The 25,373-nt window shown below is 66.5% G+C and carries 28 protein-coding genes and 1 pseudogene; 19 read left to right on the top strand and 10 right to left on the bottom strand.

What is annotated here, in order from left to right:
- Positions 1–18: 18 nt before the first annotated feature.
- Complete coding sequence (locus tag LLW23_RS05895) at positions 19–1,740, bottom strand: fatty acyl-AMP ligase (RefSeq protein ID WP_228947839.1); 1,722 nt, start codon at positions 1,738–1,740, stop codon at positions 19–21.
- 122 nt (positions 1,741–1,862) lie between these two features.
- Between LLW23_RS05895 and LLW23_RS05890 the strand changes: the two genes are divergently transcribed.
- From LLW23_RS05890 to LLW23_RS17600, 5 genes and pseudogenes are all read left to right on the top strand, one after another.
- Positions 1,863–2,390, top strand: a complete 528-nt coding sequence (locus LLW23_RS05890; protein WP_228947838.1) for a regulatory protein RecX — start codon at positions 1,863–1,865, stop codon at positions 2,388–2,390.
- A 67-nt stretch (positions 2,391–2,457) separates the two neighbouring features.
- Positions 2,458–3,036, top strand: a complete 579-nt coding sequence (locus LLW23_RS05885) for a cold-shock protein (protein WP_228947837.1) — start codon at positions 2,458–2,460, stop codon at positions 3,034–3,036.
- Between the two features lies 1 nt (position 3,037).
- On the top strand, positions 3,038–3,520 hold the full coding sequence (locus tag LLW23_RS05880) for a DUF192 domain-containing protein (protein ID WP_228947836.1): 483 nt from the start codon (positions 3,038–3,040) through the stop codon (positions 3,518–3,520).
- An 82-nt stretch (positions 3,521–3,602) separates the two neighbouring features.
- Positions 3,603–3,995: an NADH:ubiquinone oxidoreductase subunit NDUFA12 gene (locus LLW23_RS05875; RefSeq protein WP_228947835.1), complete on the top strand. Its 393-nt coding sequence runs from the start codon at positions 3,603–3,605 to the stop codon at positions 3,993–3,995.
- A 206-nt stretch (positions 3,996–4,201) separates the two neighbouring features.
- Positions 4,202–4,435 (top strand): annotated as a pseudogene (locus LLW23_RS17600) (DUF2155 domain-containing protein); the annotation flags it as partial.
- 35 nt (positions 4,436–4,470) lie between these two features.
- Here LLW23_RS17600 and aat read toward each other — a convergent pair.
- From aat to LLW23_RS05855, 3 genes are all read right to left on the bottom strand, one after another.
- Complete coding sequence (gene aat / locus LLW23_RS05865) at positions 4,471–5,208, bottom strand: leucyl/phenylalanyl-tRNA--protein transferase (protein ID WP_228947834.1); 738 nt, start codon at positions 5,206–5,208, stop codon at positions 4,471–4,473.
- Between the two features lie 96 nt (positions 5,209–5,304).
- Complete coding sequence (locus LLW23_RS05860; protein ID WP_228947833.1) at positions 5,305–5,688, bottom strand: hypothetical protein; 384 nt, start codon at positions 5,686–5,688, stop codon at positions 5,305–5,307.
- A gap of 76 nt (positions 5,689–5,764) precedes the next feature.
- Positions 5,765–7,084 carry a Y-family DNA polymerase gene (locus LLW23_RS05855; RefSeq protein ID WP_228947832.1) on the bottom strand — a complete coding sequence of 440 codons (1,320 nt, stop codon included), beginning with the start codon at positions 7,082–7,084 and terminating at the stop codon, positions 5,765–5,767.
- A gap of 83 nt (positions 7,085–7,167) precedes the next feature.
- Here LLW23_RS05855 and radA point away from each other — a divergent pair, with 83 nt between their 5' ends.
- The 5 genes from radA to LLW23_RS05830 are packed head-to-tail and all read left to right on the top strand — an operon-like array spanning position 7,168 to position 11,670.
- Positions 7,168–8,541, top strand: a complete 1,374-nt coding sequence (gene radA / locus LLW23_RS05850) for a DNA repair protein RadA (RefSeq protein ID WP_228947831.1) — start codon at positions 7,168–7,170, stop codon at positions 8,539–8,541.
- 59 nt (positions 8,542–8,600) lie between these two features.
- The gene (locus LLW23_RS05845) at positions 8,601–9,161 is read left to right on the top strand and encodes a CvpA family protein (RefSeq protein ID WP_228947830.1); all 561 of its coding nucleotides are present in this window, start codon (positions 8,601–8,603) and stop codon (positions 9,159–9,161) included.
- Positions 9,158–9,583 (top strand): iron-sulfur cluster assembly scaffold protein, encoded by a 426-nt coding sequence (locus LLW23_RS05840; protein WP_228947829.1) that lies wholly within the window; start codon positions 9,158–9,160, stop codon positions 9,581–9,583. The genes LLW23_RS05845 and LLW23_RS05840 overlap by 4 nt, the downstream gene beginning before the upstream one ends.
- Positions 9,584–11,341 carry a cation:proton antiporter domain-containing protein gene (locus LLW23_RS05835; protein ID WP_228947828.1) on the top strand — a complete coding sequence of 586 codons (1,758 nt, stop codon included), beginning with the start codon at positions 9,584–9,586 and terminating at the stop codon, positions 11,339–11,341. It begins immediately after the preceding gene.
- The gene (locus LLW23_RS05830; protein ID WP_228947827.1) at positions 11,338–11,670 is read left to right on the top strand and encodes a DUF423 domain-containing protein; all 333 of its coding nucleotides are present in this window, start codon (positions 11,338–11,340) and stop codon (positions 11,668–11,670) included. Before LLW23_RS05835 ends, LLW23_RS05830 begins: the two co-directional genes overlap by 4 nt.
- A gap of 7 nt (positions 11,671–11,677) precedes the next feature.
- On the opposite strand, the gene LLW23_RS05825 is transcribed toward LLW23_RS05830, so the two are convergent.
- The 3 genes from LLW23_RS05825 to LLW23_RS05815 are packed head-to-tail and all read right to left on the bottom strand — an operon-like array spanning position 11,678 to position 13,478.
- Positions 11,678–11,818 (bottom strand): DUF2256 domain-containing protein, encoded by a 141-nt coding sequence (locus LLW23_RS05825; RefSeq protein WP_228947826.1) that lies wholly within the window; start codon positions 11,816–11,818, stop codon positions 11,678–11,680.
- Complete coding sequence (aroB, locus tag LLW23_RS05820; RefSeq protein ID WP_228947825.1) at positions 11,818–12,918, bottom strand: 3-dehydroquinate synthase; 1,101 nt, start codon at positions 12,916–12,918, stop codon at positions 11,818–11,820. The genes LLW23_RS05825 and aroB overlap by 1 nt, the downstream gene beginning before the upstream one ends.
- Positions 12,915–13,478 carry a shikimate kinase gene (locus LLW23_RS05815; RefSeq protein WP_228947824.1) on the bottom strand — a complete coding sequence of 188 codons (564 nt, stop codon included), beginning with the start codon at positions 13,476–13,478 and terminating at the stop codon, positions 12,915–12,917. Before LLW23_RS05815 ends, aroB begins: the two co-directional genes overlap by 4 nt.
- 86 nt (positions 13,479–13,564) lie before the next feature.
- Between LLW23_RS05815 and LLW23_RS05810 the strand changes: the two genes are divergently transcribed.
- From LLW23_RS05810 to LLW23_RS05795, 4 genes are read left to right on the top strand one after another with little or no spacing between them, the layout of a single operon-like run.
- Positions 13,565–13,702 carry a hypothetical protein gene (locus LLW23_RS05810; protein ID WP_228947823.1) on the top strand — a complete coding sequence of 46 codons (138 nt, stop codon included), beginning with the start codon at positions 13,565–13,567 and terminating at the stop codon, positions 13,700–13,702.
- Positions 13,683–15,449, top strand: a complete 1,767-nt coding sequence (locus LLW23_RS05805) for a hypothetical protein (RefSeq protein ID WP_228947822.1) — start codon at positions 13,683–13,685, stop codon at positions 15,447–15,449. The genes LLW23_RS05810 and LLW23_RS05805 overlap by 20 nt, the downstream gene beginning before the upstream one ends.
- A 2-nt stretch (positions 15,450–15,451) precedes the next feature.
- Positions 15,452–16,351 carry a tyrosine-type recombinase/integrase gene (locus LLW23_RS05800; protein ID WP_228947821.1) on the top strand — a complete coding sequence of 300 codons (900 nt, stop codon included), beginning with the start codon at positions 15,452–15,454 and terminating at the stop codon, positions 16,349–16,351.
- A gap of 9 nt (positions 16,352–16,360) precedes the next feature.
- The gene (locus LLW23_RS05795; protein ID WP_228947820.1) at positions 16,361–17,314 is read left to right on the top strand and encodes an acetyl-CoA carboxylase carboxyltransferase subunit alpha; all 954 of its coding nucleotides are present in this window, start codon (positions 16,361–16,363) and stop codon (positions 17,312–17,314) included.
- A 91-nt stretch (positions 17,315–17,405) separates the two neighbouring features.
- Here the strand turns inward: LLW23_RS05795 and LLW23_RS05790 are convergent, their stop codons facing one another.
- On the bottom strand, positions 17,406–17,573 hold the full coding sequence (locus LLW23_RS05790) for a Flp family type IVb pilin (RefSeq protein ID WP_228947819.1): 168 nt from the start codon (positions 17,571–17,573) through the stop codon (positions 17,406–17,408).
- Between the two features lie 149 nt (positions 17,574–17,722).
- Positions 17,723–17,929: a Flp family type IVb pilin gene (locus LLW23_RS05785; RefSeq protein ID WP_228947818.1), complete on the bottom strand. Its 207-nt coding sequence runs from the start codon at positions 17,927–17,929 to the stop codon at positions 17,723–17,725.
- Positions 17,930–17,968: 39 nt separating this feature from the next.
- Here LLW23_RS05785 and LLW23_RS05780 point away from each other — a divergent pair, with 39 nt between their 5' ends.
- The 5 genes from LLW23_RS05780 to LLW23_RS05760 all read left to right on the top strand — a co-directional run bounded on the left by LLW23_RS05780 (position 17,969) and on the right by LLW23_RS05760 (position 24,458).
- Positions 17,969–18,433, top strand: coding sequence for a (deoxy)nucleoside triphosphate pyrophosphohydrolase (locus LLW23_RS05780; RefSeq protein ID WP_228947817.1), 465 nt, complete (start codon positions 17,969–17,971; stop codon positions 18,431–18,433).
- A 423-nt stretch (positions 18,434–18,856) separates the two neighbouring features.
- Positions 18,857–19,393: a 2Fe-2S iron-sulfur cluster-binding protein gene (locus LLW23_RS05775; protein WP_228947816.1), complete on the top strand. Its 537-nt coding sequence runs from the start codon at positions 18,857–18,859 to the stop codon at positions 19,391–19,393.
- Entirely contained in the window at positions 19,390–20,373 is a 984-nt protein-coding gene (locus LLW23_RS05770; RefSeq protein WP_228947815.1) for an FAD binding domain-containing protein, read from the top strand. Before LLW23_RS05775 ends, LLW23_RS05770 begins: the two co-directional genes overlap by 4 nt.
- Entirely contained in the window at positions 20,373–22,598 is a 2,226-nt protein-coding gene (locus LLW23_RS05765) for a xanthine dehydrogenase family protein molybdopterin-binding subunit (protein WP_228947814.1), read from the top strand. Before LLW23_RS05770 ends, LLW23_RS05765 begins: the two co-directional genes overlap by 1 nt.
- Positions 22,599–22,670: 72 nt before the next feature.
- Positions 22,671–24,458, top strand: a complete 1,788-nt coding sequence (locus LLW23_RS05760; RefSeq protein ID WP_333473795.1) for an SLC13 family permease — start codon at positions 22,671–22,673, stop codon at positions 24,456–24,458.
- Here the strand turns inward: LLW23_RS05760 and LLW23_RS05755 are convergent, their stop codons facing one another.
- Entirely contained in the window at positions 24,459–25,310 is an 852-nt protein-coding gene (locus LLW23_RS05755; RefSeq protein ID WP_228947813.1) for a sensor domain-containing diguanylate cyclase, read from the bottom strand. It lies immediately after the preceding gene.
- Positions 25,311–25,373 lie beyond the last annotated feature (63 nt).

Here is a 25,373-nt window from a genome sequence, read left to right as displayed (position 1 = left end):
AGCGAGAATTTGATACGATCAGGCCGCCACGGCGTACGGCTTGATCTCGCCCGAGAGATACAGGTTGCGCGCCTTCGCCCGGCTGAGCTTGCCCGAACTCGTCCGCGGCAGCGTGCGCGGCGGGATCAGTTCGATCACGCAATTCATGCCCGTCACGGCGCGCACGCGATCGCGGATTTCATCACGCAAGCGGCTGCGTTCCTCGACGTCGGAGGTGCGGCATTGCACCAATACCGCCGGTGTCTCCTCGCCGCCCGGCGTGGTGATCGCAAACGCGGCGATATCGCCTTGCTTGAAGCCGGGGAGCTGCTCGACGGCCCATTCGATGTCCTGCGGCCAGTGATTGCGGCCATTGACGATGATCATGTCCTTGGCGCGGCCGACGATGTAGATGTAGTCATCCGACAAATAGCCCATGTCGCCGGTGTCGAGCCAGCCATCCTGCATGCACGCCGCGGTCGCCGCCTCGTCACGGAAATAGCCGACCATCACCGACGGGCCTGTGCACCAGATCTTGCCGATCGCGCGCTCGGGCAGCGGCGTGCCGTCTTCCTCGCGGATCTCGATCGTCATGTCGCGCACGGGCTTCCCGCAATTGACGATCGCGCGATAGCGCTGCGGGCGATCCTGCCCCGCGGGGACGCCCGATAGCTGAGTTTCTTCGACCAGCTCGACGCGAATGCCTTCGCCCGGCGGCATGATCGACACCGCCAGTGTCGCTTCGGCGAGGCCGTAGGAAGGCAGGAATGCGGTCGCTTCGAAGCCGGCGTCGGCGAAGGCGTCGACGAAGTCCTGCATCACGTCGGGCCGGATCATGTCCGCGCCATTGCCCGCCAGCCGCCATCGCGACAGATCGAAGCGGTCGGCGGCCTTGGTCTGGCTCGACATGCGGCGCGAGCAAATGTCGTAGCCGAAGGTTGGCGAGTAACTGATCGACGTCCCCGGATTGCGGCTGATCAGGTCGAGCCACGCGAGCGGCCGGCGCGCGAAATCCTCGGTCTTGAGGTAATCGGTCGATACCTGATTGGCGATCGGCGACAGGAAGCAGCCGACCAGCCCCATGTCGTGATACCAAGGCAGCCACGAAATGCAGCGGTCGCCCTCGATCAGCTCCATGCCGTGCGAATGCGCCGCGAGATTGTTGAGCAAGGCGTGATGCGTGATCGCGACGCCGTGCGGGAAGCGTGTCGAACCGCTGGAATATTGCAAATACGCGATGTCGTCGCTGGACGCTTGCGGCAGCGCGACGGGATCGGCGTTGCGCGCGAGCAGTTCGGCCCAGTCCAGCCCGTGCGCGCCGACCGCGGTCGCGGCAGCGCCGGCCATCTCGGCCAGCTCGGGCGGGTAGATCAGCATCGCCGGATCGCAACTGGTCAGCTGGACGCGCAGCTGGTCGATGTACGAGTCCTTGCCCCCGAATGACGTCGGCAGCGGCAGCGGGACGGGCCAGGCACCGGCGTAGACGGTGCCGAAGAACAAGGCGGCGAATTCGGCGCTCGTTTCGGCAACCAGCGCGACGCGATCACCCGGCACGATACCGGCAGCGATCAGGCGATAGGCGGCAGCCTTCGCATCGGCCTGCAATTCGCGGAACGGGTAAGGCCGCACCAGCGTGCCGCGCGCATCGTGGAAGTTGAGGCCGCGCTCGCCCCCGGCGGCATAGTCGAGCGCCTCCCCCAGCGTGGCGAAATCGGCAAAAATGCGCGGCTGCGCATCCGTGCTCGGGGTTGGAAGTGGCATCGCGCTCGTCATTGTATCCGCTCAAGTCTCGTATGCGGCACATGAATGCACCGACGATTGGCCCCAGCAGTGATCCGTCGCCACGTTCAAAATCGTCTGCCAGTGTGGCAACAACAAGGCGCATGCCGAATGAACGCCGCCCCATACCCCCGCTCGACGCGCGCGGCCTCGACGCCCTGGCGCTGCGCTACGTCGAGCGTTTCGCTACTACGCGCGGCAAACTGGCGGCGTATCTTGCGCGGAAGGTGCGCGAACGGGGGTGGAGCGGCGACGCTTCGGCCGATCCGCAAGCGGTCGCCGAGCGGATGGCGGGACTGGGCTACGTCGATGATCGCGCGTTCGCCGAGGCGAAGTCGCGGGCGCTGGGGCGTCGCGGCTATGGCACGCGGCGCGTGTCGCAAGCGTTGCGTGCAGCGCATGTCGACGCCGCGGATGCCGAGCCGGTGCTGGCGGGGAGCGCCGACCAGGCATTCGATAGCGCGCTCGCCTTTGCGAGGCGGCGGCGCTTCGGCCCTTATGCGGCGGCGGTAGCCGACGAGCGGCTGCGCGAGCGCCAGATGGCGGCGATGATCCGCGCCGGCCACGGTTTCGCGCTCGCCCGGCGCATCGTTTCCGCCGCGCCCGGGGACATTCCCGATCCAGATACATGATTTGTGATAGCGCGTGGGTTTTGTGCGATGCGTCAACCGTGCTAGCGTTCGTGGCCGGGGATTTTTGATGGACATGCGCAGCCAATTGCCTGACGCCGCTGACGACCGCGATGATGACGAGACCGGCGCCGACGCGACGGGCGAAGAAGGCGTGGCTGTGTCAGGCACGCTCAAATGGTTCGATGTCACGCGCGGCTTCGGCTTCCTCGTTCCCGACGAGCCGGGGATCGGCGACGTGCTGATCCACTTTTCCGTGCTGCAGCCGCTCGGTCGCCGCAGCCTGCCCGAAGGCGCGCGGATCGATGCGATCGCGGTGCGGCGCGACCGCGGCTTCCAGGCGCGCAAGATCGTCGCGCTCGACACGTCGACTGCGATCGAGCCGGCGCCACGCGCGACTAACCGGATCGACCCCGTTGCGCTGATCGACGAGGCAGGCGAGTGGGAGCCGGTGACCGTGAAATGGTTCAACCGGCTGAAGGGCTACGGTTTTCTCGTGCGCGACGGCACGCCAGGGGATATCTTCGTACACATGGAAACGCTGCGGCGCGGCGAGATCGTCGAGGTCGAGCCCGAGCAACGGCTGCGCGCGCGCGTCGTGGACGGGCGCAAGGGCCCAATGGCGGTCAGCGTCGCGCAGGAGATTTAGGATGAAGTTCCACGGGTTGGCAGCTATCGCGCTGCTGATGGCTGTGTCCGCATGCACTGGCCGCGACGCCGCCGCTGCCGCGGGCAATGAGGCTGCTCGCGCGGCGCTGACCACGGTAACGGTGACCAGCGCGACCGGGCGGCACGTGTTCCGCGTGGAACTGGCGAGCACCGAGCCGCAGCAGCAGCGCGGCCTGATGTATCGCACCGACATCCCCAAGGATGGCGGCATGCTGTTCGCGCCGTATCCGACCGACGGCAGCGGACCGCGTGAGGCGAGTTTCTGGATGAAGAACACGCCTTCGCCGCTCGACATCATCTTCATTCGCGCCGACGGCACGATCGCGCGCATCGCCGAGAATACCGTGCCTTTCTCCGAAGCGCAGGTGCCGTCGGGCGAGCCGATCAGCGCGGTGTTGGAGCTCAATGGGGGGCGATCGGCGGAATTGGGAATTGCAGAGGGCGACAAGGTCAGCTGGAAGTAAGGGGCAGCGCCGTCATGCTGCGCTACAATGCCCACCCACGCCATTGAAGCCCCGCGCGCCAGCCGCTAAGCCCCGCCGCGACATGGGTATCAACCTCAATCCCTTCACTTGGTGGAACGGCGCCACCATCGGCACCTGGTTCGGGCTGCGCGGCATGGCGCGGATCGGCGAGGATGCGCTCGGCCACGTCTATTACGAAGGGCGCAAGGACACTGCGGGCAATCCGCGCCGCTGGGTGATCTACAATGGCGCGAACGATGCCAGCCGCGTCTCGCCCGAATGGTTCAGCTGGCTGCACCATCAGGTCGATGGCGCACCCGACGACGCGCTGCCGCTGCCGCGCGCGTGGCAGAAGCCGGCGCTGGCGAACATGACCGGCACGCCCGAGGCGTATCGCCCTTCGGGTGCGCTCGAGAAGGGCGGCGTGCGTGCGAGATCGTCGGGCGATTACGAGGCGTGGAGCCCCGACGCGTGAAGCCAGCGGTCGCGGCCGGCGCGCTCGCTCTGGCCGCTCTGCTTGGCGTCGGCGCATGGCAGGGCGCCCGCTGGTTCGGTGCGGACGCGCCTGAGGCGGCGCCCGTGACCAGCCAGCAAGTGCCTGTCGCAGCCGAAGCCGATACCCCCTCGGACGTGGTGACGATCGAGAGCGAGGCAGCGCCGGTCGATGCGGGCGCAACGCCGATGGCGCAGCGCGTTGCCGTCGTCGGGCTGCTCAACAAGCGTAATGGCGTCAGCCGCGATCTCACGATCAAGCCCGGCCAGGCGCTCCGCGTCGGCGACACTATCGTCCGGCTGCGCGCCTGTGAGCGCACGGCGCCGTGGGAGCAGGAACAGTTGACCGGCGCGTTCGTGCAGCTCGACGTGCAGGGCGCCGACCAGAAGTGGCGCCGCGCCTTTTCGGGCTGGCTCTACAAGGAACGCCCGGCGCTCAACGTCGTCCAGCACCCGATCTACGATGTCTGGGCCAAGAGCTGCACGATGTCGTTCCCGGACAAGGGCCCGGCGACCGAGGTGCTCGGTGCGCCGTCCACTGCGCGGAAGTCTGCCGCGCCGACATCCCAGGAGGTGCCCGACGCCGCCGAGCCGAGCACGTCGGAAAGCGCCGCGCCGAGCAACGCGACATAATCCGAGCGCTCGATCTCGATCGCGCCCAGTGAGGCGAGGTGATCGGTCATGAATTGGCAATCGAGCAGCGTGAACCCCCCGAAACGGAGCCGCGCGACGAGCGCGGCAAGCGCCGCCTTCGACGCATCGGTGGTGCGGCTGACCATGCTTTCGCCGAAGAACGCGCGGCCCAGCGCCAGGCCGTAGAGCCCGCCGACCAGCACATCGCCTTCCCAGCATTCGATCGAATGCGCGAAGCCGGCGGCGTGGAGTTCGCGAAAGACGCGCTCGATCGAGCGGTTGATCCACGTCTCCGGGCGGTCGGTGGCAGCCTCGGCGCATAGGGTAATCACGTCGCCGAACGCCGTATCGGCTGTCAAACGGAAGCGTTCGGAGCGGAGCGCGCGGCGCAGCGAGCGCGAGAGATGAAAATGATCGAGCGGCAGGATCGCGCGATGCCGCGGTTCGACCCAATAGACGCCGGGTGCATCGCGCGCATCGGCCATGGGGAACACGCCGACTGCGTAGGCGCCGAGCACGGTCGCGGCGTCGAGCTGTTCGAAGGAGGGGCGGTGGCGGGACATCTGCCGCACGCTACCAAATAAGCGCGGCGATGCTACGATTTCGTGCGTCGGCTCTTCCGTCACCCCGGATCGAGCCGGGATGACGGCACGATGTAGTTACGAGCGGCAGGTGAGCGAGGGCTTGCCCGGCTGTTCGATCGTGATGTTCTCCGGCGTGCCGGTCAGCTTCCAGCCGCCTTCTGCCACCAGCGGCTCGCCCGCGGTGGGCGCGGTCAGCGTGGTGGGCGTGCCGGTCTTTTCGGTGCGCACTATCGCCTGCTTATCGCCTTCGAAGAAGCTGACGTAAACGAGGCTATTGTCCTTGCAGCGCATCGTCTTGTCCGCTTTGATCGCCGGCGGCAGCTCAACAGCGCCCGCGTTGGCAAGTTCCTTCGCCATCGGATCGGGGTTGGTATCGACGATCTCAGGCGCCTGTGGCTCGGAACTGCATGCTGCAAGCGCGAGAAGGGCGGCAGCGGCGAAGGGGAGGATGTTCTTCATGCCGCGGCGATTTCGCGCATGCAGCATAAGGCGTCAAGTCGGCGGCTAATCCAGGTCAGATTTTCTTGCGTATTGCCTACTCGTGAAACTCGTCCAGCTCCGGAATGCGGCCGAACGCGATCTTGCTGCCCACCCGATCAACCCGGCCGCCACCCAGCGGCCCGACCGATACCGCATTGCGCCCGAACCGCTGGTTGATCCGGTCCATCGCGCGGCTCAGCGCCAGTCCGCGCGTCTCGCGCGCTAGCGGATCGGTCGGATCGAGATGCGCGAACAGGCTCGCCTGCTCGCCCGCGACCGGCGCGATCTCCGCTAGCGTCACGCCGATCATGCGCAGCCGGAAGCCTCCCGGACGCTCGTGCCCGGCCTCGCGCAGCCGCGGGAAAAGCGCGTCGAGCCGGTCGAGCACGACGAAACTGTCCTGCGTTTCGGGAAGCTTGATCGAGGTACGCCACCCGCTCTTGTCGTCCTCGAACTTCACGTGGAGCACCAGCAGGCGCGCGCGATAGCCCTTGCGCCGCAATCGGCTGGCTGCCTTGAGCGCCAGCCGCCGCGCGGTGAGCCGCGCCGGCTCGTAGCCGCGCTTGCTCGGCGAGAGGACGTGGCTGTGCCCGACGGTGCGGCTTTGCGTTGCCTTTTCGGGCAGATCGACGCCGTGGAGCAGATACCACAGCCGATCGCCATCGGTGCCGCCCCAGGCGTGGCCGGCGTCACGCGGGCGGCGCGCGCAATATTGCGCGATGTCGTTGACCCCGTCGCGCGCCAGCCGCCGCTCCATCTTCGCGCCGATCCCGGCGATTTCGGTGAGCTTCAGGCCGAAGAGCGCATGCGGCAGGTCGCGATCCTCGAACACCACCAATCCGTCGGGCTTCTGCAGATCGGACGCGAGCTTCGCCAGCAGCCGATTGGGCGCGATCCCGACCGACGAAGTGAGGCACGCGCCGACGTGCGTGCGGATCCCCGCCTTGATCCGGTGCGCCAGCGCCATCGCGGAGGCGCGGTCATTCTCATTGTCGAGCAGGCGGCACGCGACCTCGTCGATCGAGCACACGCGCGTGACCGGGATGTGCCGCCAGATCTCTGCGACGATCGCATCGTGAAACTCGACATAGCGGCGGTGCCGCGCCGGCGTGACCACCACCTCGCGACACAATTGCTTCGCCTCCCACACGGGCGTGCCCGTCTTGATCCCGAAGCGCTTGGCTTCGATCGAGGCGGCAATCGCGACCGTCGTATCGCTGCCGACAGGTGCGACGATCACGGGACGGCCGCGCAGGGCCGGCTGGAGTTGCTGCTCGACGCTGGCGAAATAGGAATTGAGATCGAGGAACAGCCATCGCAACGGCCGCGGCGGCAGATCGGGTCGCGGAGCGGGGGGCGACTCGGAGGCGAGCATGATGGCTGCATGGATAGCAGCACACGCGCTTGTTCCCTATTTGTTTTCTGGCTACATCTGCCGCGAAGGGACCAAGTCGAACCATGGCGAAACTCCAGAAGCGCTTCGTCTGCCAGGCCTGCGGATCGGTGCATTCGCGGTGGCAGGGGCAGTGCGTCGATTGCTCCGAATGGAACAAGATCGTCGAGGAAGCGCCGGCGATCGTCACGCCGTTTCAGGCGAAACATAATCTCCAAGGCGGCGGCCGCGCGGTCACGATGGTCGCGCTCGATACCGAAGTGCCGCTGCCCGCGCGGCTCGCGAGCGGCATCGCCGAGCTCGATCGCGCGCTCGGCGGCGGGTTCGTCGAGGGCAGCGCGACGCTGATCGGCGGTGATCCCGGTATCGGCAAGTCGACGCTGTTGCTCCAAGCGGCGGCGAAGATGGCGCTTGCGGGCGCGGACGTGGCCTATGTCTCGGGCGAGGAAGCCGCCGATCAGGTTCGATTACGCGCGCGGCGGCTGGGCTTCGGCCAAGCGCCGGTACGGCTCGCCTCCGCCACGTCGGTGCGCGATATCCTGACGACGCTCAGTGCCGGAAAGCCGCCGGCACTGCTGGTGATCGATTCGATCCAGACGATGCATTCGGATCTGATCGAAGGCGCGCCGGGCACCGTCAGCCAGGTGCGCGCCTCGGCGCAGGAGTTGATCCGCTTCGCCAAGGAGCGCGGCACCGCGGTGGTGCTCGTCGGTCATGTCACCAAGGACGGTAGCATCGCCGGCCCGCGCGTGCTTGAGCATATGGTCGATACCGTGCTGAGCTTCGAGGGCGAGCGCAGCCATCAATATCGCATCCTGCGCGCGATCAAGAATCGCTTCGGCGGCACTGACGAGATCGGCGTCTTCGCGATGGAGACCGAGGGGCTGACCGAAGTGGCAAACCCGTCGTCGCTGTTCCTGACGCAGCGCGACGAGAGCGTCACCGGCGCGATCGTCTTCCCTGCGCTTGAGGGCACCCGCCCGGTGCTGGTCGAGATCCAGGCGCTCGTCGTGCGGCTGGCGAGCGGCGCGACTCCGCGGCGGGCGGTGGTGGGCTGGGACAGCGGGCGGCTGGCGATGATCCTTGCGGTGCTCGAGGCGCGCTGCGGGCTGAGTTTTTCCTCGGCCGAAGTCTATCTCAATGTCGCCGGCGGCTATCGCGTGCAGGATCCGGCGGCGGACATGGCGGTGGCGGCGGCGTTGGTGTCGGCGCTGTCCGAACGCCCGGTGCCGGCAGATGCCGTGGCGTTTGGCGAGGTGGCGCTGTCGGGCGAGGTGCGCAGCGTCGCGCATGGCGCGCTGCGGCTGAAGGAAGCGGCGAAGCTGGGGTTCGCGCAGGCGCTGGTGCCCGCGGCGATGGCGGCGGACAAGAGCGCGCTGCGGTTGGCGGGGTTCCCGACGCTCGGGCGGCTGGTGGATCATCTGCTGGGGCGGGGGTGAGAGCGCCCCCTGACAACCGACCGGTTCTCAATCCCGCCTCCACCCCCTAGATGCAGGCCATGAACCTAAACGGACTCGATATCGCGGTGCTCACCGCCGTCGGTGGCAGCGCGCTGCTCGGGCTGAAGCGTGGGTTCGTCACCGAGGTGCTGGCGCTGTTCGCCTGGGTCGCGGTGATCTTCGCGGTGAAGATCTTCCACTTGCCGTTCTCGCAGGTGCTGACCGGTATGGTCGGCACTACCTCGGGCGCAGCAGCGCTGGCGTTCGTATTGCTCGGCGGCGTCACCTATTTCCTCGGCCGGATGGTTGCCAACGCGATCGGCGGGCGGGTGCGCAAGTCGGTGCTCGGGCCGGTCGATCGCGCGCTCGGCTTCGGCTTCGGTGCGTTGAAAGGCTTGATCCTCGCCAGCCTCGGCTTTCTGCTAATCGTGCTGGTGCTCGACACGATCGGCGGCGGGCCGACGCGTCGGCCGTTGTGGATCAAGGAAGCGCGGACCTATCCGCTGCTGAACGCGACGAGCGCCGCGATCGCCGATTTCGTCGATCGCCGCCGCCGCGGCCAGCCGGTGTTCGGCCCGCGCACCCCACCCGCCTTCGGCAATTCGAGTAGCCCATCATGAGTGCGACGCTCTACAACGATGCGATCTTAAAGCTCGCGACCGACAATCCGATCGACGAGCGGTTGCCCGATCCGCAAGGGTCAAGCGAGAAACGCTCCCCAATCTGCGGCAGCCGCGTGACGGTGGATGTCAATCTCGGCCCGGACGGCCGCGTGAGCGAGGCGGGCATGTTGGTGCGTGCCTGCGCGCTTGGCCAGGCCTCGTCGTCGCTGCTTGCCGGCAACGTCATTGGCCGCACCCCCGAGGAACTGGCCGCCGCACGCGACGCGCTGACTGGCTGGCTCGCGCGTGAAGGCGAACTGCCCGATTGGCCGGGGCTGGACGCGCTGGCCCCGGCGCTCGATTATCATGCGCGACACGCCTCGATTCGGCTGGCGTTCGAGGCCGCCGCGGATGCGGCGAGGCAAGCCAAAGGGGGCTGAATGGAGCACGGGGCGACCGGATCGTTGCTGCGCGACGGGTTCATCCTGCTCGGCGCGGGGCTCGGGTTCGTGCTGCTGTTCCGGCGGCTCGGGCTGGGCGCGACGCTCGGCTATCTCGTCGCGGGCGCGGTCGTCGGGCCGCAGGTTCTGGGCCTCGTCGGCGATGCCGAATCGAAGCTCGGCGTCGCCGAACTCGGCATCACTTTGCTGCTGTTCGTCGTCGGTCTCGAACTCAATCCGACGCGACTATGGAAGCTGAAGGAGGATATCTTCGGCCTCGGCCTGCTGCAGGTCGTTATTTGCGGCGCGGCGATCACCGCGATCATCGTGGTATTCGTGCAATTCTCGATTCCCGCCGCGTTCGCGCTCGGCCTGCCGCTGGCGCTTTCGTCGACCGCGCAGGTCTTGCCGATGCTGCAGTCGTCGGGGCGGCTGCGCACGCCGTTCGGCGAGCGTGCCTTCTCGATCCTGTTGTTCCAGGATCTGTCGATCATCCCGCTGATCACGATCATCGCCGCGATGAGCCGCAACCCGGCCGATGTCGGGGGGCCGCCGGGGTGGCTGCTGATCCTTTACACCGTCGGCGCGGTCGCCGGGCTGATCGCGGCGGGCCGCTTCCTGCTGCGCCCGTTGTTCCGCTGGATCGGCAACATGGGCGAGCGCGAGATGTTCGTCTTCGCGGCGCTGTTCACCGTGATTGCCAGCGCCGCGCTGATGGAGTCGCTGGGGCTCTCGACCGCGCTTGGTGCGTTCGTCGCGGGCGTCATGCTGGCGGACAGCCCGTATCGCCACGAGCTGGAGGCGGATGTCGATCCGTTCCGCTCGATCCTGCTCGGGCTGTTCTTCCTAACCATCGGCATGATGCTGAACCTCAGCGCAATCGCCGAACGCCCGTTCTTCGTGCTGGCGATGGCGCTCGCGCTGATCGCGACCAAGACGCTGGTGATCTTCGGCATCGGTATGCTGTTCAAGATGACATGGCGCTCGGCGCTCGCGCTTGGGCTGCTGCTCAGCCAAGGCGGCGAGTTCGGTTTCGTGCTGTTCGCGCAGGCGACCAATGCGTACCTAATCGCGCCCGACGCCGCCTCGCTGTTCGGCGCGATCATCACCTTGTCGATGGCGACTACGCCGTTTTTGATGTCTGCCACGCGCCGCTTTCGTGAGGAGCCGATCGTCGCCGAGGAACGTGAGGGGCCGAAGGCGGACGGCGCCAATGCGCTGATCGTCGGCTACGGCCGGTTCGGGCAGACGGTCGGGCAGATGCTGCTAGCACAGGACATTCCCGTCACACTGATCGACACCGATATCGAAATGATCGACATCGCGGGCGAGTTCGGCGCGAAAGTCTATTACGGCGACGGCACGCGGCTCGATTTGCTGCGTCAGGCCGGTGCGGCGGAGGCCGAGCTGATCCTGTTCTGCATCGACGGTGACCAGATGACGCCCGAGATCGTCGAGGGGGTGCATGAAGCGTTCCCGAACGCGGCCATCTACGTGCGCGCTTATGACCGCCGCTCGCTGATAAAGCTGAAGGCAGGCCCGGCGACGTTGGTGGTGCGCGAAGTGCTCGAATCGGCGGTGAAGATGGCGCGGCTCGCAATGGAAGGGCTTGGCATCGACCGCGCCGACATTGATCGCGCGGAGGACATGTACCGCGCACGCGACAAGGAACGGCTGCGCATCCAGATCGAAGCTGGCGACATCCGCGCAGCGCGCTCGATGGTCGCGGCCGAGCAGCCGTGGGGAAATGACAAATGAACTGGCTGATGATCCTCGCGGGGCTATCGGGCGCGCTGGCCGTCGGGGCTGGGGCGTTTGGGGCGCACGGCGCGAGCGGGCAGGCGGCGGAGTGGCTGCGTACCGGCGGGCAGTATCAACTGATCCACGCGGTCGCGGCGCTGGTTGCGCTGCGGCTTGAGGCACGCGGGCCGGGCTGGTTGTTCATCGCCGGCGGCGCACTGTTCGCGGGTACGCTGTACCTGATGGCGTTAGGCGCGCCGCGCTGGTTCGGCGGGATCACGCCGATCGGTGGGGCATTGCTGATCGCCGGCTGGCTGTGGCTGGCTTGGGTCGGGATGCGGGGCTGATCCGGTTCTAACGCTTCTTCCGGCACGCATCCGAGCAATAGATCACGCTATCCCAGTCCCGCGCCCATTTCTTGCGCCACGTAAACGGTCGCTCGCACGCCGGGCACATTTTCGTCGGCAAGTCGCGCTTGGCGACGCCGTTGGGCATCAGCGCGGCTGCATCGCAAGATAGTCGCGCACATCCTCCAGCGACACTTGCTTGTCGAGATACGTCCGGCCGATGCCGCGCGCGAGCAGGAATGGGATTTGCCCGCCGCTTGCCTTCTTGTCGTGTCGCATATGCTCGACCAGCGTCTCGGCGGGTGCTGCTATCCCGGCCGCAGCCAGCCCGTCGGGCAGCCCGGTCGCTTGCCAGTGCGACGACACGCGCACCGCATCTTCCACCGAGCAAAACCCGTGCGCCGCCGAATAGCCGAACGCCAGCGCGCACCCCGCCGCCACCGCCTCGCCGTGCAGCAGCCTGTCCGAGAACCCCGCTTCCGCCTCCAGCGCATGGCCGAACGTGTGCCCCAGGTTCAGCAGCGCGCGCCGGCCGAGCGTCTCGAACTCGTCCTCGCCAACGATCCGCGCCTTGGCCGCGACCGAGTGCGCGATCGCAAACTCGCGCCGCGCCACATCGCCCGCCAGCAACGCCGACCCGTGTGTCTCGCACCACGCGAAGAATTCTGCGTCGTCGATCAGGCCGTATTTGACCACCTCGGCATAGCCCGCGCGCAGCTCGCGCGGCGGCAGCGTGTCGAGCACCGTCGGGTCGATCAGCACGAGCTTGGGCTGGTGGAAGGCGCCGATCAGATTCTTGCCCGCCCGCGCGTTGATCCCGGTCTTGCCGCCGACCGACGAATCGACTTGCGCCAGCAAGGTCGTTGGGATTTGGACGAAGCCGCACCCGCGCTTCAGGATGGCAGTGGCGAAACCCACGAGGTCGCCGATCACGCCGCCACCCAGCGCGATCACATGATCGCCGCGCTCGACGCCTAGATCGAGCAGCCGGTCGGTGAGCATCTCGAGCGTCGCCCAGCTCTTCGACTTCTCGCCCGCCGGGATCACGATCGCCTCGCTTGGCACGCCTGCCGCGTCGAGCGACGCCCGCAGCGTTTCGAGATACGGCGCGACGTTGGCATCGGCCACGATCGGCACGCGCCGCCCGCGCGCAAGCGGCGCGATCCGCTCGCCCGCTTGCCCCAGCAGCCCGGCCTCGATCACAACATCGTAACTGCGCGCGCCCAGCGCCACTCGAACAATCGTCATGCCGCCCCGTAACCGATCGCCTCGAGGATCGCACGCACCGTCGCTTCGTGCGGCGCATTGTTGCTGGCAACGCGAAAGTGCGCCTGCGCGTAAAGCGGGGTGCGCACCGCGGCGAGCTCACGCAGCACGGTCGTGGGATCCTTGTCGCGCAGCAGCGGCCGGGTGTCGCGACGCCGCACGCGCTCGACCAGCACGTCGATGTCAGCATCTAGCCAGATCGCGAGCGCGTCGGACAGGATCAGCGCGCGGGTCGCATCGTTGATGAACGCGCCGCCGCCAGTGGCGATCACCTTGGGGCGCCCGTCGATCAGCCGCTGGATCACCCGCCGTTCGCCATCGCGGAAATATGGCTCGCCGAACTGCGCGAAGATCTCCGCGATCGGCATGCCGGCGGCATCTTCGATCTCGTTGTCGGCATCGACGAACGGCAGGGCCAAGCGATGCGCGAGCCGCCGCCCGACGGTCGACTTACCGACCCCCATCATGCCGACGAGCACGATCGGCTCGCGCTGCCAGCGGCGCTGACGGTCGCGATCGGGATGGTCGGGGCTTTGCAACATGGACTGGCGAGCTATACAGCGCGTCGGCGCCCCCGGCACAAGCTTCGTGGGTCGGCGGGTTCGCTCGCGTCGTACAAGGTTGAAACATGTCGCGGTTGATCGTCTCGCTTATTGTATTGTTGGTCGTGGTGGTCGGTGGGCTGTTCTTCCTCGCAGGAAGCGCGACCGAACGGCCGACGACGCAGGTCGAAAAGGCGGTCGAGCTTGGCAACCTCGCGAGCTAGGGCGCTGGCGGCGATTGCCGCCGCTGCCTTTCTAGCCGCCACCGCGGTCGCGCAGAACCAGCAAGCCCCCGAATCACTGCTGCCGCCAGGCTTCGGCGAGCCCGTCGCGCCCCCTCCGGCTGCGCAGGCACCGGACGGGGCGACGGTGCAGCCGTTGCCGCCCGGTCCACTTGAACTGCCCGCGCCCGAGACTCCGCCCACCCCTACACCCACGCCGACGCCGCCAAGCGCGGCGGAAATGGCGCAATATGAGATGCCGCTGTTCGCGCGGCGCTCGCTCTCGTTAGTCGGCGCGATCGGCACGGCTGAGGGCGGACTGCGCGTGGATGCGTTCGGCGCAGCTGACGGCGGCTATCTTCAAGGCTTGATGCGGCGACTGTCGGCGCCGCTGCCGTCGCGCTGGTTGTCGATCGCGCTGCGCCGTGCGCTCGTCTCGCGGGTCGATACGCCGGCGGGGCTGAACGGCGCGGATTTCGCCGCCGAGCGCGCTTGGCTGCTGCTCCGCATGGGCGAGTCGGTGGCGGCGCGAAGCGTGATCCAGAGCGTCGATACCAACAATGCGACGCCCAAATACCGTCAAGTGGCGATGCAGGCGATGCTCGCGAATGCCGATCCTGCCGGGCTTTGCCCACTCGCCGACGCCGCCGGCAATAGCGAGCGTGGCTGGATCATGGCGCGCGCGATGTGCGCCTCACTTGGCAACGCCGAAGGCGGCGCGCGGCCGCTGCTCGCGGTAGCGCGTCGTCGCCGCGTGGCGAGCGGGATCGATCTTCAGCTTGCGGAGAAAGTGGTCGGCGCCGGGCGTGACAGCCGCCAGGCGATCACGATCGAATGGGACCCTGTGGTCCAGCTCACCGCCTGGCGCTTTGGCCTCGCCACCGCCACCGGCGTCGCGATCCCGGCGACGTTATATGAGACGGTCGGTCCGCAAGTTACCGGCTGGCGCGCGCTCGCCCCAGCGATTCCGATCGCCGACCGTGCGCCGGCGGCCGAGGCCGCTGCCGCGATGGGCGTCGTTTCTAGCGCTGCGCTGGTCGATCTCTATGCCGCGCTCGACGCCGGCGACGAGACCCCGGCGGCGCTTGGTGCGGTCGCATCGGATCTGCGCGCGGCCTATGTCGGCGCGGACGTTGCGACACGGCTAAGTGCGCTGCGCCAGTTGTGGAACGGCGCGGAAACACCGCAGGCACGCTATGCCCGGCTGATCCTCACTGCACGCGCCGCTGCCCGCGTCCGTCCCGCCAACGGCCGCGAGGAGGCCGATCGGATCGTCGCGGCGATGCTGTCGGCCGGGCTCGATCGCACGGCGCAGCGCTGGCGTGGGCAGGTCGAGGAGGGCGGTGACGCCTGGGCGATGCTTGAACTCGCCGATCCCGATGCGCGCACGCGGCTTACCATCGGTGGCGTGGGAAATTATGCGGGCAAGGCCGACGCCACGCTCAAGCGGCGGATGTTCTTCGCTGGGTTGGCGGGGCTCGGCCGGCTGTCGGCGCAGGATATCGAAAGTGGGGCGGAAAGCCTCGACGTGCGGATCGGTGCGGCGAATCCCTGGACGCGCGCGCTCGATCGCGCGGTGCGCGATCAGCAGCCAGCGACGGTGATCCTGCTGTCGGCGATTGCGGTGCAGACCGGCGACTGGCGTGGTGTGCCGCCGGCGGCGCTCTATCGCATCGTCGCCGGCTTGCGCGCGGTCGGGCTCGGCGGCGAGGCGCGGATGATCGCGGCCGAGGCGCTCACGCGCCTCTGACCATGGGCGCCGACGACGCCCCGATCGACCGCTTTCTCGAAATGCTCAGCGCGCAGGCAGGCGCCGCGCGCAATACGATTGCGGCCTATCGCAGTGACCTCATGCTCGCGTCGGAAGTGCTCGGCGGCGCGCTGGCAACGGCAGATGCTGGAGCGCTGGCTAGGCTCGGCGATGGCTGGGCGAGCCTTTCGCGCGCCACCGTTGCGCGCAAGGCGGCAGCGCTGCGGCGGTTCTACGCCTTTCTCGCCGAAGAAGGCCTGCGGCCCGATGATCCCGGCAAGGCGTTGCCTAAACCCGGCACGCGCCGCGCGCTCCCGAAGACGCTCACGCACGCAGACATCGACCGCCTGTTTGCGGTGACCGCCGAACGTGTTGGACGCGAAGCGACGCTGCCGGCCGATCTGCGCAACGCGGCGCTGCTCGAACTGCTTTACGGCTCGGGGTTGCGCGCGAGCGAACTGGTCTCGCTGCCGCGAAACGCAATCCATCCCGATCGCCCGTTCCTGATCCTTGCCGGCAAGGGCGGGAAGGAGCGGCTCGTGCCGATCTCGGATCGCGCACGCGCGGCGGTGGCGGTGTGGCGCGGGCATGTCGCGGTGGACCGCGCGCATCTGTTTCCCTCGGGCAAGGGGCATATCTCGCGCGTACGGCTGTTCCAGATCATCCGCGCGCTCGGCGCCGAGGCGGGCATCCCGCCCGACCGCATCAGCCCGCACGTGCTACGCCACGCCTTCGCAACGCATCTGCTGGAGGGCGGGGCGGATCTGCGCGCGCTGCAATCGATGCTCGGGCACGCCGATATCGCGACGACGGAGATCTATACCCATGTCGATCGCGCTCGGCTGGTGGCGCTCGTCAACGAACGCCACCCGCTCGTTGACGTAACCAAACCGCGGCCCTAGCCCCGCGCGATGCCGACATTCCTCGACTTCGAAAAGCCCATCGCGGAGCTTCAGGGCCGCATTGACGAGTTGCGCGAAACCGGCGCCGAGGGCGGCGTCGACATCCTTTCGGAAGTCACCAAGCTCCAGGCGAAATCGGACAAGCTGCTCAAGGACACGTTCGCGAAGCTGACGCCGTGGCAGAAGACACAAGTCGCGCGCCACCCCGAACGGCCGCACTTCAAGGACTATGTCGCCGGATTGTTCACCGAATTCCTGCCGCTCGCGGGTGACCGCGCCTTTGGCGACGACCAGGCGATCCTCGGTGGCTTCGCGATGTTTCGCGGGCGGCGCGTACTCGTGATGGGCCACGAGAAGGGCGACGACACGACCTCGCGGCTGCGCCACAATTTCGGGATGGGAAAGCCCGAGGGCTATCGCAAGGCAGTGCGGCTGATGGCACTCGCGGACCGCTTCGCGCTGCCGATCGTGACGCTGGTTGATACGTCGGGCGCGTTCCCGGGGCTGCAGGCGGAGGAGCGCGGACAGGCCGAGGCAATTGCCCGCTCGACCGAGGCGTGCCTCGCGGCTGGCGTGCCGCTGGTGTCGGCGGTGGTGGGTGAGGGCGGATCGGGCGGCGCAATCGCGCTTGCCAGTGGCAATCGCGTGCTGATGTTCGAACACGCGGTCTATTCGGTCATTTCGCCCGAGGGATGTGCCTCAATCCTTTGGCGAACATCGGACAAGGCGCCCGAGGCAGCCGAGGCGATGAAGATCACCGCGCAGGATCTGAAGGCTCTGGGGGTGATCGACACGATCGTCACTGAGCCGCTCGGCGGCGCGCATCGCAATCCCGCCGCGGCGATCAGCGCGCTTGGCGATGCGATCGAGCGGGCGCTGGACGATCTCACGCAGCTTACCGCGGAGGCCTTGCGACGCGATCGGCGTGAGAAGTTCCTCGCCATGGGCCGTGTGCTGAGCTGATAGGGCTCAGGTGACCTTCATTCTGACCGCAATGAAAAAGGGGCGGCGAACCTAAGGTTCGCCGCCCCCGTTCTCACCGTCGAAAAGAGGCTTACGAAGCCTTCATGTTCGTCGAGACGTTGCCGAAGGTGGTCTTCAGCTGGTTGCCCAGCGTGCCCATTGCGGCAATCGCGGCGACTGCGATCAGGGCGGCAATCAGGCCGTACTCGATCGCCGTGGCGCCACGCGAATTCTTCAGAAAGGTGCGGATCTTCTGCATGTTCGATCTCCAGTGGTTGTCTAAAGCTTCAGTCACCCGACCGGATCGGAAGATTGCCCTTTCCGGTAATCGACTCGATAATCGCGGTGAGTTGAAAAAAACTTAAGGCGCAGCCGGCGATGTTCGCGACGCGTCTTTATCTTTGCGGGTCAGCGCGCCTGCGTCACCTTAGTGCTGACATTTTGCCACATCGTCTTGGTGGTGTCGGCCACGGCCATGAAGCTCACCATCATGGCAATCACGATCACCGCGATGATGAGGCCATATTCGATCGCCGTCGCGCCGCGCTGGTCGCGCGCCAGCCGCCGCAGCAACAGGGCGAGCGAAAGGTTCGACCGGGACGGACGTCGGCGCATCGGCTACTGATCGCACGACAGGCTTAACGAAAGGTCGAGATGCGCGACTCCGCCGAGACAAATCCCCGGCTGATGCTCGTCGTTGCGGCGGCTCTGGTGCGCGGCGATGGCCGTATCCTGGTGCAGCAGCGCCCGCCCGGCAAGCAGCACGCGGGCCTCTGGGAATTCCCAGGCGGCAAGATCGAACCCGGCGAACATCCGGAGGCGGCGCTTGTGCGCGAGCTGGCCGAAGAACTCGGCATCGACGTCGATCCGGTCGATTTCGTGCCACTCATGTTCGCCAGCGAGGCGCTCGGCGAGCGACATCTCGTCCTGCTGCTCTACCGCGTCATGCGCTGGAAAGGAGAGCCGCGCGCCATCGAGGCGACCGAGCTGCGATGGGTGACCATCACCGAGCTGCGCATGCTGCCGATGCCGCCGGCCGATGCCCCGTTCGTCGAAATTCTCGCGCACGGCTTCAGCGAAGCCGATGCGGTAGTCGGTCAGCCCGCGAAAACCACCTGAACGCTGACGGCCGGGAACGGAGCTTCCACTTCGGCGCGGTATTCATGCCGGGTCGACGTGATCCGGCAATCCGCTCAGGCCGTTAGGCAAGCGCTCATGCTGCCGATCACGAAGGCAAGGACCAGCCACAAGTGCGAGCGCACGAGCCATTCCGAATCGCCGTTGGTGCGATGCATGTCTGTTCCCCCTGAACGGCAGTCGCTGTGCTCCCCAACCATTGCAGACGCATGTCAATCGCGACGAGTTGTCGACGAAAGCGACCGCGTGCCCGTAACAGCTTGCTCATTTCGCGCGAGAAAATGCGCGGACTCATGATGAGAGTGGTTCGCAGGCGGAGCCGATGCGGTGTGGTCGCGTTCATCAAGCGAAGTCCGGCTAACGGATCCCGCCTGCTCCGCTCCGCGCCAACCCAAAGGGGGCAACATGCAACTCACCATCAACGGCCAAACGTGCGATGTCGATGTCGACGTTCGCACTTCCCTGCTCGATCTATGTCGCGAGCATCTCGGGCTGCCTGGATCGAAGAAGGGCTGCGATCACGGCCAGTGCGGCGCCTGCACGATGCTAGTGAACGGCCGGCGGATCAACAGCTGCCTGTCGCTCGCGATCATGCACGAAGGCGACGAGATCACGACGATCGAGGGGCTGGGTCAGGTCGGGAACCTCCATGCGCTGCAAGACGCCTTCGTGCGCCACGACGGCTATCAATGCGGTTACTGCACGCCGGGCCAGATCTGCTCGGCCGTCGGCATGCTCGACGAGGTGGGGAAGGGCTGGGCTAGCCACGTGTCGAGCGACCTTGCCGACGTCTCGCTCGACGATGCGGAAATCTCCGAGCGGATGAGTGGTAATATCTGTCGCTGCGCAGCTTATCCGAATATCGTCGATGCGATCCGCGAGGTCGCCGGGCTTGGTGAGCGCGATCCGAACGCAGCCGTCGCGCGCGAGGTTGCGGCATGAGGACGTTCCAGTACGAACGCGCCACTACTGTGGAAGCGGCCAGCGCAAACGCTGGCGGCGCCGGCACCCGCTTTATAGCGGGCGGCACCAACTTGCTCGATCTGATGAAGCTTCAGGTTGAGACGCCGGACCGTCTGATCGATATCACCCGCCTTCCGCTAAATCAGATCGAGCAGCGGCCCGACGGTGGCCTGACGATCGGTGCGCTCGTGCCGAACAGCGATCTTGCTGCCGACGAGCGTATCATCGTCGGCTATGAAGTGCTCTCCCGCGCGCTGCTCGCCGGCGCGACCGGCCAGTTACGCAACAAGGCCTCGACCGGCGGCAATCTGCTCCAGCGGACGCGCTGCTATTATTTCTACGACATCGCGACGCCGTGCAACAAACGCGAGCCCGGCAGCGGCTGTTCGGCGATCGGCGGGTTTAATCGCATCCTCGCCGTGCTCGGCACGTCCGAGCACTGCATCGCGACTCACCCTAGTGACATGGCCGTCGCGATGATGGCGCTCGATGCCACGATCGTCACGCTAGCGCCGGACGGCGACCGGCGCCGCATTCCGATTGCCGACTTCTATCGCTTGCCGGGCGACACGCCGCACATCGAGAATGTGCTGACGCCGGGCGAACTGATCACCAACATCGAATTGCCCCCGCCGCCGCCAGGTCGCCAAACGTACCGCAAGGTGCGCGATCGCGCCTCCTACGCTTTCGCGCTCGTTTCGGTCGCTGGCGTGGTCGACATGCAGGACGGCCGCATTGCCAGCGCGGCGCTGGCCTTCGGCGGGCTTGCGCACAAGCCGTGGCGCGATCCGGCGGTCGAGGCTGCGCTTGTCGGCCAGGCGCCGTCGGACGCGGTGTTTGCTGCGGCGGCGGACGCGCTGCTCGCCGATGCGCGCGGGCATGGCTCGAACGATTTCAAGATTCCTCTCGCACGGCGGACGTTGATCGCCACCCTGCGCGATCTGACCGGAGCAAAGTGATGTTCGGATTCAGCCACACCAACAGCCTGACGATGGACAAGCCCGTCCCCGACAGCCTGATCGACCGCGGCGCACAGCACCTCGTCGGCAAGCCGGTGAATCGGTACGAGGGGCCCAAGAAGGTGTCCGGCACGGCGCTTTATTCCGCCGAATATATGCTCCCGAACATGGCTTATGGCGTGCTCGTCGGCGCCCGCCGCGGCGCTGGCAAGGTCAGCTCGATCGATGCCGATGCCGTGCGCGGTCTCCCCGGCGTGATCGACGTCGTCACGGACTTCAAGAAATTCATCCGTAACGCGCAACAAGGCGGTGAGAAGAAGGCGCCGACCATGGGCGTCGAAGAGGTGGCGTATTTCGGCCAGGTGATCGCCATCGTGATCGGCGAAACCTATGAGGCCGCCCGCGATGCCGCGATCCGGTTGCCGTTAACGATCGATGATGCGGAGGGTCGGTACGATTTCGACGGACACCGCGGCGAGACCGACGTGCCACCGCCGAACAACATCCCCGCCTATTCGTCGCAAGGCGATCTCGACGCCGCGATGGCCGACGCCGCGGTGACGATCGACGAAACCTTCACGACACCCAGCCAGAATTCGGCCGCGATGGAGCCGCACGCTTCGGTCGCGACGTGGGACAACGGCAAGCTCCTGATCTACGGTGCGTATCAGATCCCGAGCCAGGACGCGCAGCAGCTCGCCGATGCGCTCGGCCTGTCGGCGAAGAAGGTGCGGATCGTCTCCGAATATATTGGCGGTGGCTTCGGGTCGAAGCTCGGCATTTCGCCCGAAAGCGCTGCCGCGGCGATCGCCGCCAAGCAGCTCGGCCGGCCGGTCAAGGCCGTGATGCTGCGCCAGCAGGTATTCGATGCCACCGTGCGCCGTTCAAATACCGAACAACGTATCCTCCTTGCCGCCGATGCCGATGGTCGCCTGACCGGCATCGGCCACGAGACGCTCTGCGCCAACCTGCCCGGCGAGGACTTCTTCGAGCCGACGGGAATTGGCACGCATTTCCTCTACGCCGGCGAACATCGCCGGATCACGCACGATCTGGTGCGGATGAACCTAACCCTGTCGGGCTCGATGCGCGCGCCGGGCGAAGCGGTCGGCATGCTCGCGCTGGAGTCAGCAATGGACATGCTCGCCGAAAAGGTCGGGCTCGATCCGATCGAATTGCGCAGGCGCAACGAGCCGGCGCAGGATCCCGAGAAGGATGTTCCTTTCTCCTCGCGCAGCCTGATCGAATGCCTTGATACCGGTGCGAAACTGTTCGGGTGGGACGCACGGCAGGCGCCCGGCGCGCGGCGCGACGGCGAATGGCTGCTCGGTATGGGGGTGGCGAGCGCGACGCGAAGCAACCTGCTGCAAAGCGACTCCGCGAAGGTGACGGTAAATTCGTCGGGCCACGCGACGATCGAAACCGCGATGACCGATATCGGCACCGGCACGTACACGATCCTGGCGCAGATCGCCGGCGAACTGCTCGGGCTGACGCCCGACGCGATTACCGTGAAGCTGGGTGATAGCGATGCGCCACCGTCGTCCGGTTCGGGCGGATCGTGGGGCGCCTGCGGCTCGGGCTCGGCAGTGTACTTGGCGTGCGAGCGAATTCGCGAGGATGTTGCCAAGAAGCTTGGCGTCGAGGCCGCCGATGTGACGTTCAAGGACGGCATGGTGATCGCCGCCAATCGCGCCTCGCCGCTCGGCGACCTCGCGGGCGACGGGATCGTCGCGACCGGGGAGATCAGCCCCGGCAAGCAAGAGAAGGCAACGACGCAAGCCTCGTTCGGCGCGCACTTCGCCGAAGTCGCGGTCAATGCCGTTACCGGCGAAGTGCGGATGCGCCGCATGCTCGGCGTGTTCGCCGCCGGCCGCATCCTCAATGCCAAGACCGCGCGGTCGCAATGCCTTGGCGGCATGACGTTCGGGATCGGTGCTGCGCTGACCGAAGAACTCGTTCACGATACTCGCAACGGCAAGACGGTGAACCACGATCTCGCCGAATATCATGTACCGGTGAATGCCGATGTGCCGCAGATCGATGTCCATTTCCTCGACGAACGCGACATCCACGCCAACCCGCTCCACGCCAAGGGGATCGGCGAACTCGGCATCTCTGGCGCGGGCGCGGCAATCGCCAACGCGGTCTACAACGCCTGCGGCGTCCGCGTGCGCGATTTCCCGCTGACGCTGGACAAGATCATCGCTGAGTTGCCGGACTGACTTGACCGAGAATTACCGCGCGATTTCTTGGCTTTCAGAACGGGCGTTGCGCGTTAAACTGACGGCATTGTCGTGACGTATCCTTCTCCACATGCGTTCGCCGCGATGCTGCTCACCGTCGCGATGTTCTACGGCTTCGTCTCCGGACGGGCGCGCGTCGAGATCATCTCGCTGCTGACGATCAGCGCGATCGCGCTGGGGCTCTACCTGTTTCCACTGCCCGGGCAGGCCCCGACCGACGGCCTAAAGCTCGCGTTCGAAGGCTTCGGCCATTACGCGCTGATCACGATCTGCGCGCTGATGATTCTGGGCCGTGGTCTCGTCACCACAGGCGCGCTTGAACCGGCATCGCGGCTGCTGACGCGCGTGTGGCGGTTCAATCATCAGGTCGGCATGCTGGTTACGTTGCTGCTCGCGATGGCGATGAGCATGCTGGTCAACGACACGCCGGTGCTTGTCCTGTTGCTGCCGGTGATGGCTGCGATCGCGGCGAACGGCGGGTTGCCGGCCTCAAAGACGCTGATCCCGATCAACAGTGCGGTGCTGATCGGTGGGATGGCCACCACGATCGGCACATCGACCAATCTGCTCGTCGTCTCGATCGCCAGTGATCTGGGCCTTCCCCCGATGAGCGTGTTCCATTTCACGCCGATCGTTTTGGTCGCCTCGCTGGTCGCTATGCCCTTCATTTGGCTGGTCATGCCACGGCTGCTGCCCGACAATTCGGTCGCCGGCGGGCATGAACCGCGGCGTTTCACCGCAACGCTCAGGCTCGGCCAAACGTCGGCAGCGCATGGCCTCGATATGGATCGCCTCAAGGGGCTGCTGCCAAGCAACATCGAGATACGGTCGCCTATCGCGGACGGTCGCCTGCGGGTCAGCGGGACGCATGTCGCGCTGGAGGAAGCAATGCGCGTATTGGGCGCGACAGCCGCTCCTGCGTTGCTGATGGAGCGGCTTAAGAATGGCTACAGCAAGACCGGGGAGGATCTGACAGTCGTCGAACTGGCGATCGGCAAAGATTCCGGGCTGATCGGCAAGGGCGTCGCCAGCGCCAACCTCGCCGAACGTTACAATGTCGCACTGCTCGGCATCCACGACGCGAGCAGGTCAGTCCACCAGCGCCTGATCTCGCACCAGCGACCGGCAGACACCGTTTTCGGTGAAGGCGACATCATTCTGGCGACCGGCGCCATGCCGGACCTGAACGAGTTGTCGCGTGTCGAAGGGCTCTTGGTCCTCGAGGGTGCCAAGGAACAGCCCCGTACCGCCAAGGCGCCGCTCGCGCTCGCGATCATGGCCGCGGCCGTCATTCCCGCAAGCCTGGGGCTGGTGCCGATCGCCATCTCCTCACTGGCAGCCGCAATTGCGATGTTCGTCACCGGCTGCGTTCGCTTCGATCGGATCGGTCGCGCATTGTCGGCGAAGGTCGTGGTGCTGGTCGCCGCGAGTATCGCGATTGGCCGTATCGTTCTCGACAGCGGTGCGGCTGAATGGCTGAGCGGCCTGCTGGCGATCGGATTGCAGTACCTCCCCGCCTCGGCCGTGCTGGCGGCGGTGATGCTGTTCGTCACCATCCTCACCAATTTCGCATCGAACACGACCGCCGCAGCGGTGGGAACGCCGATCGCCTTCAGCCTTGCGCATAAGCTCGGCATACCGGTCGAGCCGCTGGTCCTGGCAGTGCTGTTCGGGTGCAATCTCTGTTACGCGACCCCGGTCGCCTACCAGACGAACATGCTGATCATGTCAGCCGGTGACTATAATTTCAGTGATTATACTCGCACCGGGCTGCCACTGGTCGCGATCATGATCACCACGCTGTCGGCGCTGCTGGTGTTCCGCTACGGCCTATACTGATCAGCGGTGATCGGATGCCCGGCCGCGCCGGCACGTCCTTTTCGCGGTGTAGAGCGCAGCGTCGGCCCTAGTGAACAACTCTTCGGGGTCGTAGTGAAACGGATCGATCGGAACGGCGATGCCGCTCGTCGCCGCGACGGTAAACAAGAGATCTCGCCACAAGATCGGTGCGCGAAGCCGGGCTTTGAAGCGCGCGACCCGCACCTCGATAGCGGCGGTCGGCTCATCGCTGCTGACGATCACGGCAAATTCGTCGCCGCCTATTCTCGCGGTCAGCAGCGCGTCCGGGAAGCTTGCGGATAGCCGCTCTGCGAACACGCGCAGGGAAGCGTCACCAGCCAGATGGCCCAGCCGGTCGTTGATCCCCTTAAAGCCGTCCATGTCGAAAATGATGAGGGCACCGAGCGGCACGAGATTCGGGGCGGTGCGCCGCCTGTTGAGAAAGCGGCTTTCGAACACGGCGCGGTTCGCCAGCCCGGTGAGGGCGTCATTCTCCGCGAGACGTCGCAGCGTCTCCAAGCGCAGCTTCTCCTCGGTTACGTCCTGCTTCAGGCCGTGCAGGACGGGCGCTCCATAGGCGCGGGTCATCTCGCCGGTGACACGCATCCACCGCTTGTCGCCGGCCGGACGGACGATCTCCGCATCGAGTGTGAACGGGCCGCCGGCCGTGATTGCCTGGGAGCGAACCCTCTCCAGAGCTTCGCGCGATTCCTCGGTGTACATCTCGACCGCTTGTCGCCGATCGAGCGCAGTTTCGATCGGTAGCCCGAAGAGGTCGTAGACGCCCGAGGTCCAGCTCAAACGGCTGTCGGTAAGGTTGCAGGACCATGCACCGGCCTTCGCCAACGCCATTGCCCGGTCGACCAGTGGATCGATCCTGTTCGGCAGGGGTAGAGCCGGCCAGACCGGCGGAAA

This window comes from Sphingomonas radiodurans (assembly GCF_020866845.1).
Taxonomy (GTDB): Bacteria; Pseudomonadota; Alphaproteobacteria; order Sphingomonadales; family Sphingomonadaceae; genus Sphingomonas; species Sphingomonas radiodurans.
This window is presented reverse-complemented; position numbering and strand designations above follow the sequence as displayed.

Coding starts and splice junctions, on each gene's coding strand:
- LLW23_RS05770 (WP_228947815.1), top strand. CDS start 19,390: ATGAGGACGTTCCAGTACGAACGCGCCACTACTGTGGAAGCGGCCAGC.
- LLW23_RS05895 (WP_228947839.1), bottom strand. CDS start 1,740: ATGCCACTTCCAACCCCGAGCACGGATGCGCAGCCGCGCATTTTTGCC.
- LLW23_RS05860 (WP_228947833.1), bottom strand. CDS start 5,688: ATGAAGAACATCCTCCCCTTCGCCGCTGCCGCCCTTCTCGCGCTTGCA.
- LLW23_RS05875 (WP_228947835.1), top strand. CDS start 3,603: ATGGGTATCAACCTCAATCCCTTCACTTGGTGGAACGGCGCCACCATC.
- LLW23_RS05835 (WP_228947828.1), top strand. CDS start 9,584: ATGGAGCACGGGGCGACCGGATCGTTGCTGCGCGACGGGTTCATCCTG.
- LLW23_RS05825 (WP_228947826.1), bottom strand. CDS start 11,818: ATGCCCAACGGCGTCGCCAAGCGCGACTTGCCGACGAAAATGTGCCCG.
- LLW23_RS05830 (WP_228947827.1), top strand. CDS start 11,338: ATGAACTGGCTGATGATCCTCGCGGGGCTATCGGGCGCGCTGGCCGTC.
- LLW23_RS05855 (WP_228947832.1), bottom strand. CDS start 7,084: ATGCTCGCCTCCGAGTCGCCCCCCGCTCCGCGACCCGATCTGCCGCCG.
- LLW23_RS05845 (WP_228947830.1), top strand. CDS start 8,601: ATGAACCTAAACGGACTCGATATCGCGGTGCTCACCGCCGTCGGTGGC.
- LLW23_RS05775 (WP_228947816.1), top strand. CDS start 18,857: ATGCAACTCACCATCAACGGCCAAACGTGCGATGTCGATGTCGACGTT.
- LLW23_RS05890 (WP_228947838.1), top strand. CDS start 1,863: ATGCCGAATGAACGCCGCCCCATACCCCCGCTCGACGCGCGCGGCCTC.
- LLW23_RS05790 (WP_228947819.1), bottom strand. CDS start 17,573: ATGCAGAAGATCCGCACCTTTCTGAAGAATTCGCGTGGCGCCACGGCG.
- LLW23_RS05885 (WP_228947837.1), top strand. CDS start 2,458: ATGGACATGCGCAGCCAATTGCCTGACGCCGCTGACGACCGCGATGAT.
- LLW23_RS05785 (WP_228947818.1), bottom strand. CDS start 17,929: ATGCGCCGACGTCCGTCCCGGTCGAACCTTTCGCTCGCCCTGTTGCTG.
- LLW23_RS05880 (WP_228947836.1), top strand. CDS start 3,038: ATGAAGTTCCACGGGTTGGCAGCTATCGCGCTGCTGATGGCTGTGTCC.
- aroB (WP_228947825.1), bottom strand. CDS start 12,918: ATGACGATTGTTCGAGTGGCGCTGGGCGCGCGCAGTTACGATGTTGTG.
- radA (WP_228947831.1), top strand. CDS start 7,168: ATGGCGAAACTCCAGAAGCGCTTCGTCTGCCAGGCCTGCGGATCGGTG.
- LLW23_RS05795 (WP_228947820.1), top strand. CDS start 16,361: ATGCCGACATTCCTCGACTTCGAAAAGCCCATCGCGGAGCTTCAGGGC.
- LLW23_RS05840 (WP_228947829.1), top strand. CDS start 9,158: ATGAGTGCGACGCTCTACAACGATGCGATCTTAAAGCTCGCGACCGAC.
- LLW23_RS05815 (WP_228947824.1), bottom strand. CDS start 13,478: ATGTTGCAAAGCCCCGACCATCCCGATCGCGACCGTCAGCGCCGCTGG.
- LLW23_RS05765 (WP_228947814.1), top strand. CDS start 20,373: ATGTTCGGATTCAGCCACACCAACAGCCTGACGATGGACAAGCCCGTC.
- LLW23_RS05780 (WP_228947817.1), top strand. CDS start 17,969: ATGCGCGACTCCGCCGAGACAAATCCCCGGCTGATGCTCGTCGTTGCG.
- LLW23_RS05800 (WP_228947821.1), top strand. CDS start 15,452: ATGGGCGCCGACGACGCCCCGATCGACCGCTTTCTCGAAATGCTCAGC.
- LLW23_RS05755 (WP_228947813.1), bottom strand. CDS start 25,310: ATGGCGTTGGCGAAGGCCGGTGCATGGTCCTGCAACCTTACCGACAGC.
- LLW23_RS05810 (WP_228947823.1), top strand. CDS start 13,565: ATGTCGCGGTTGATCGTCTCGCTTATTGTATTGTTGGTCGTGGTGGTC.
- aat (WP_228947834.1), bottom strand. CDS start 5,208: ATGTCCCGCCACCGCCCCTCCTTCGAACAGCTCGACGCCGCGACCGTG.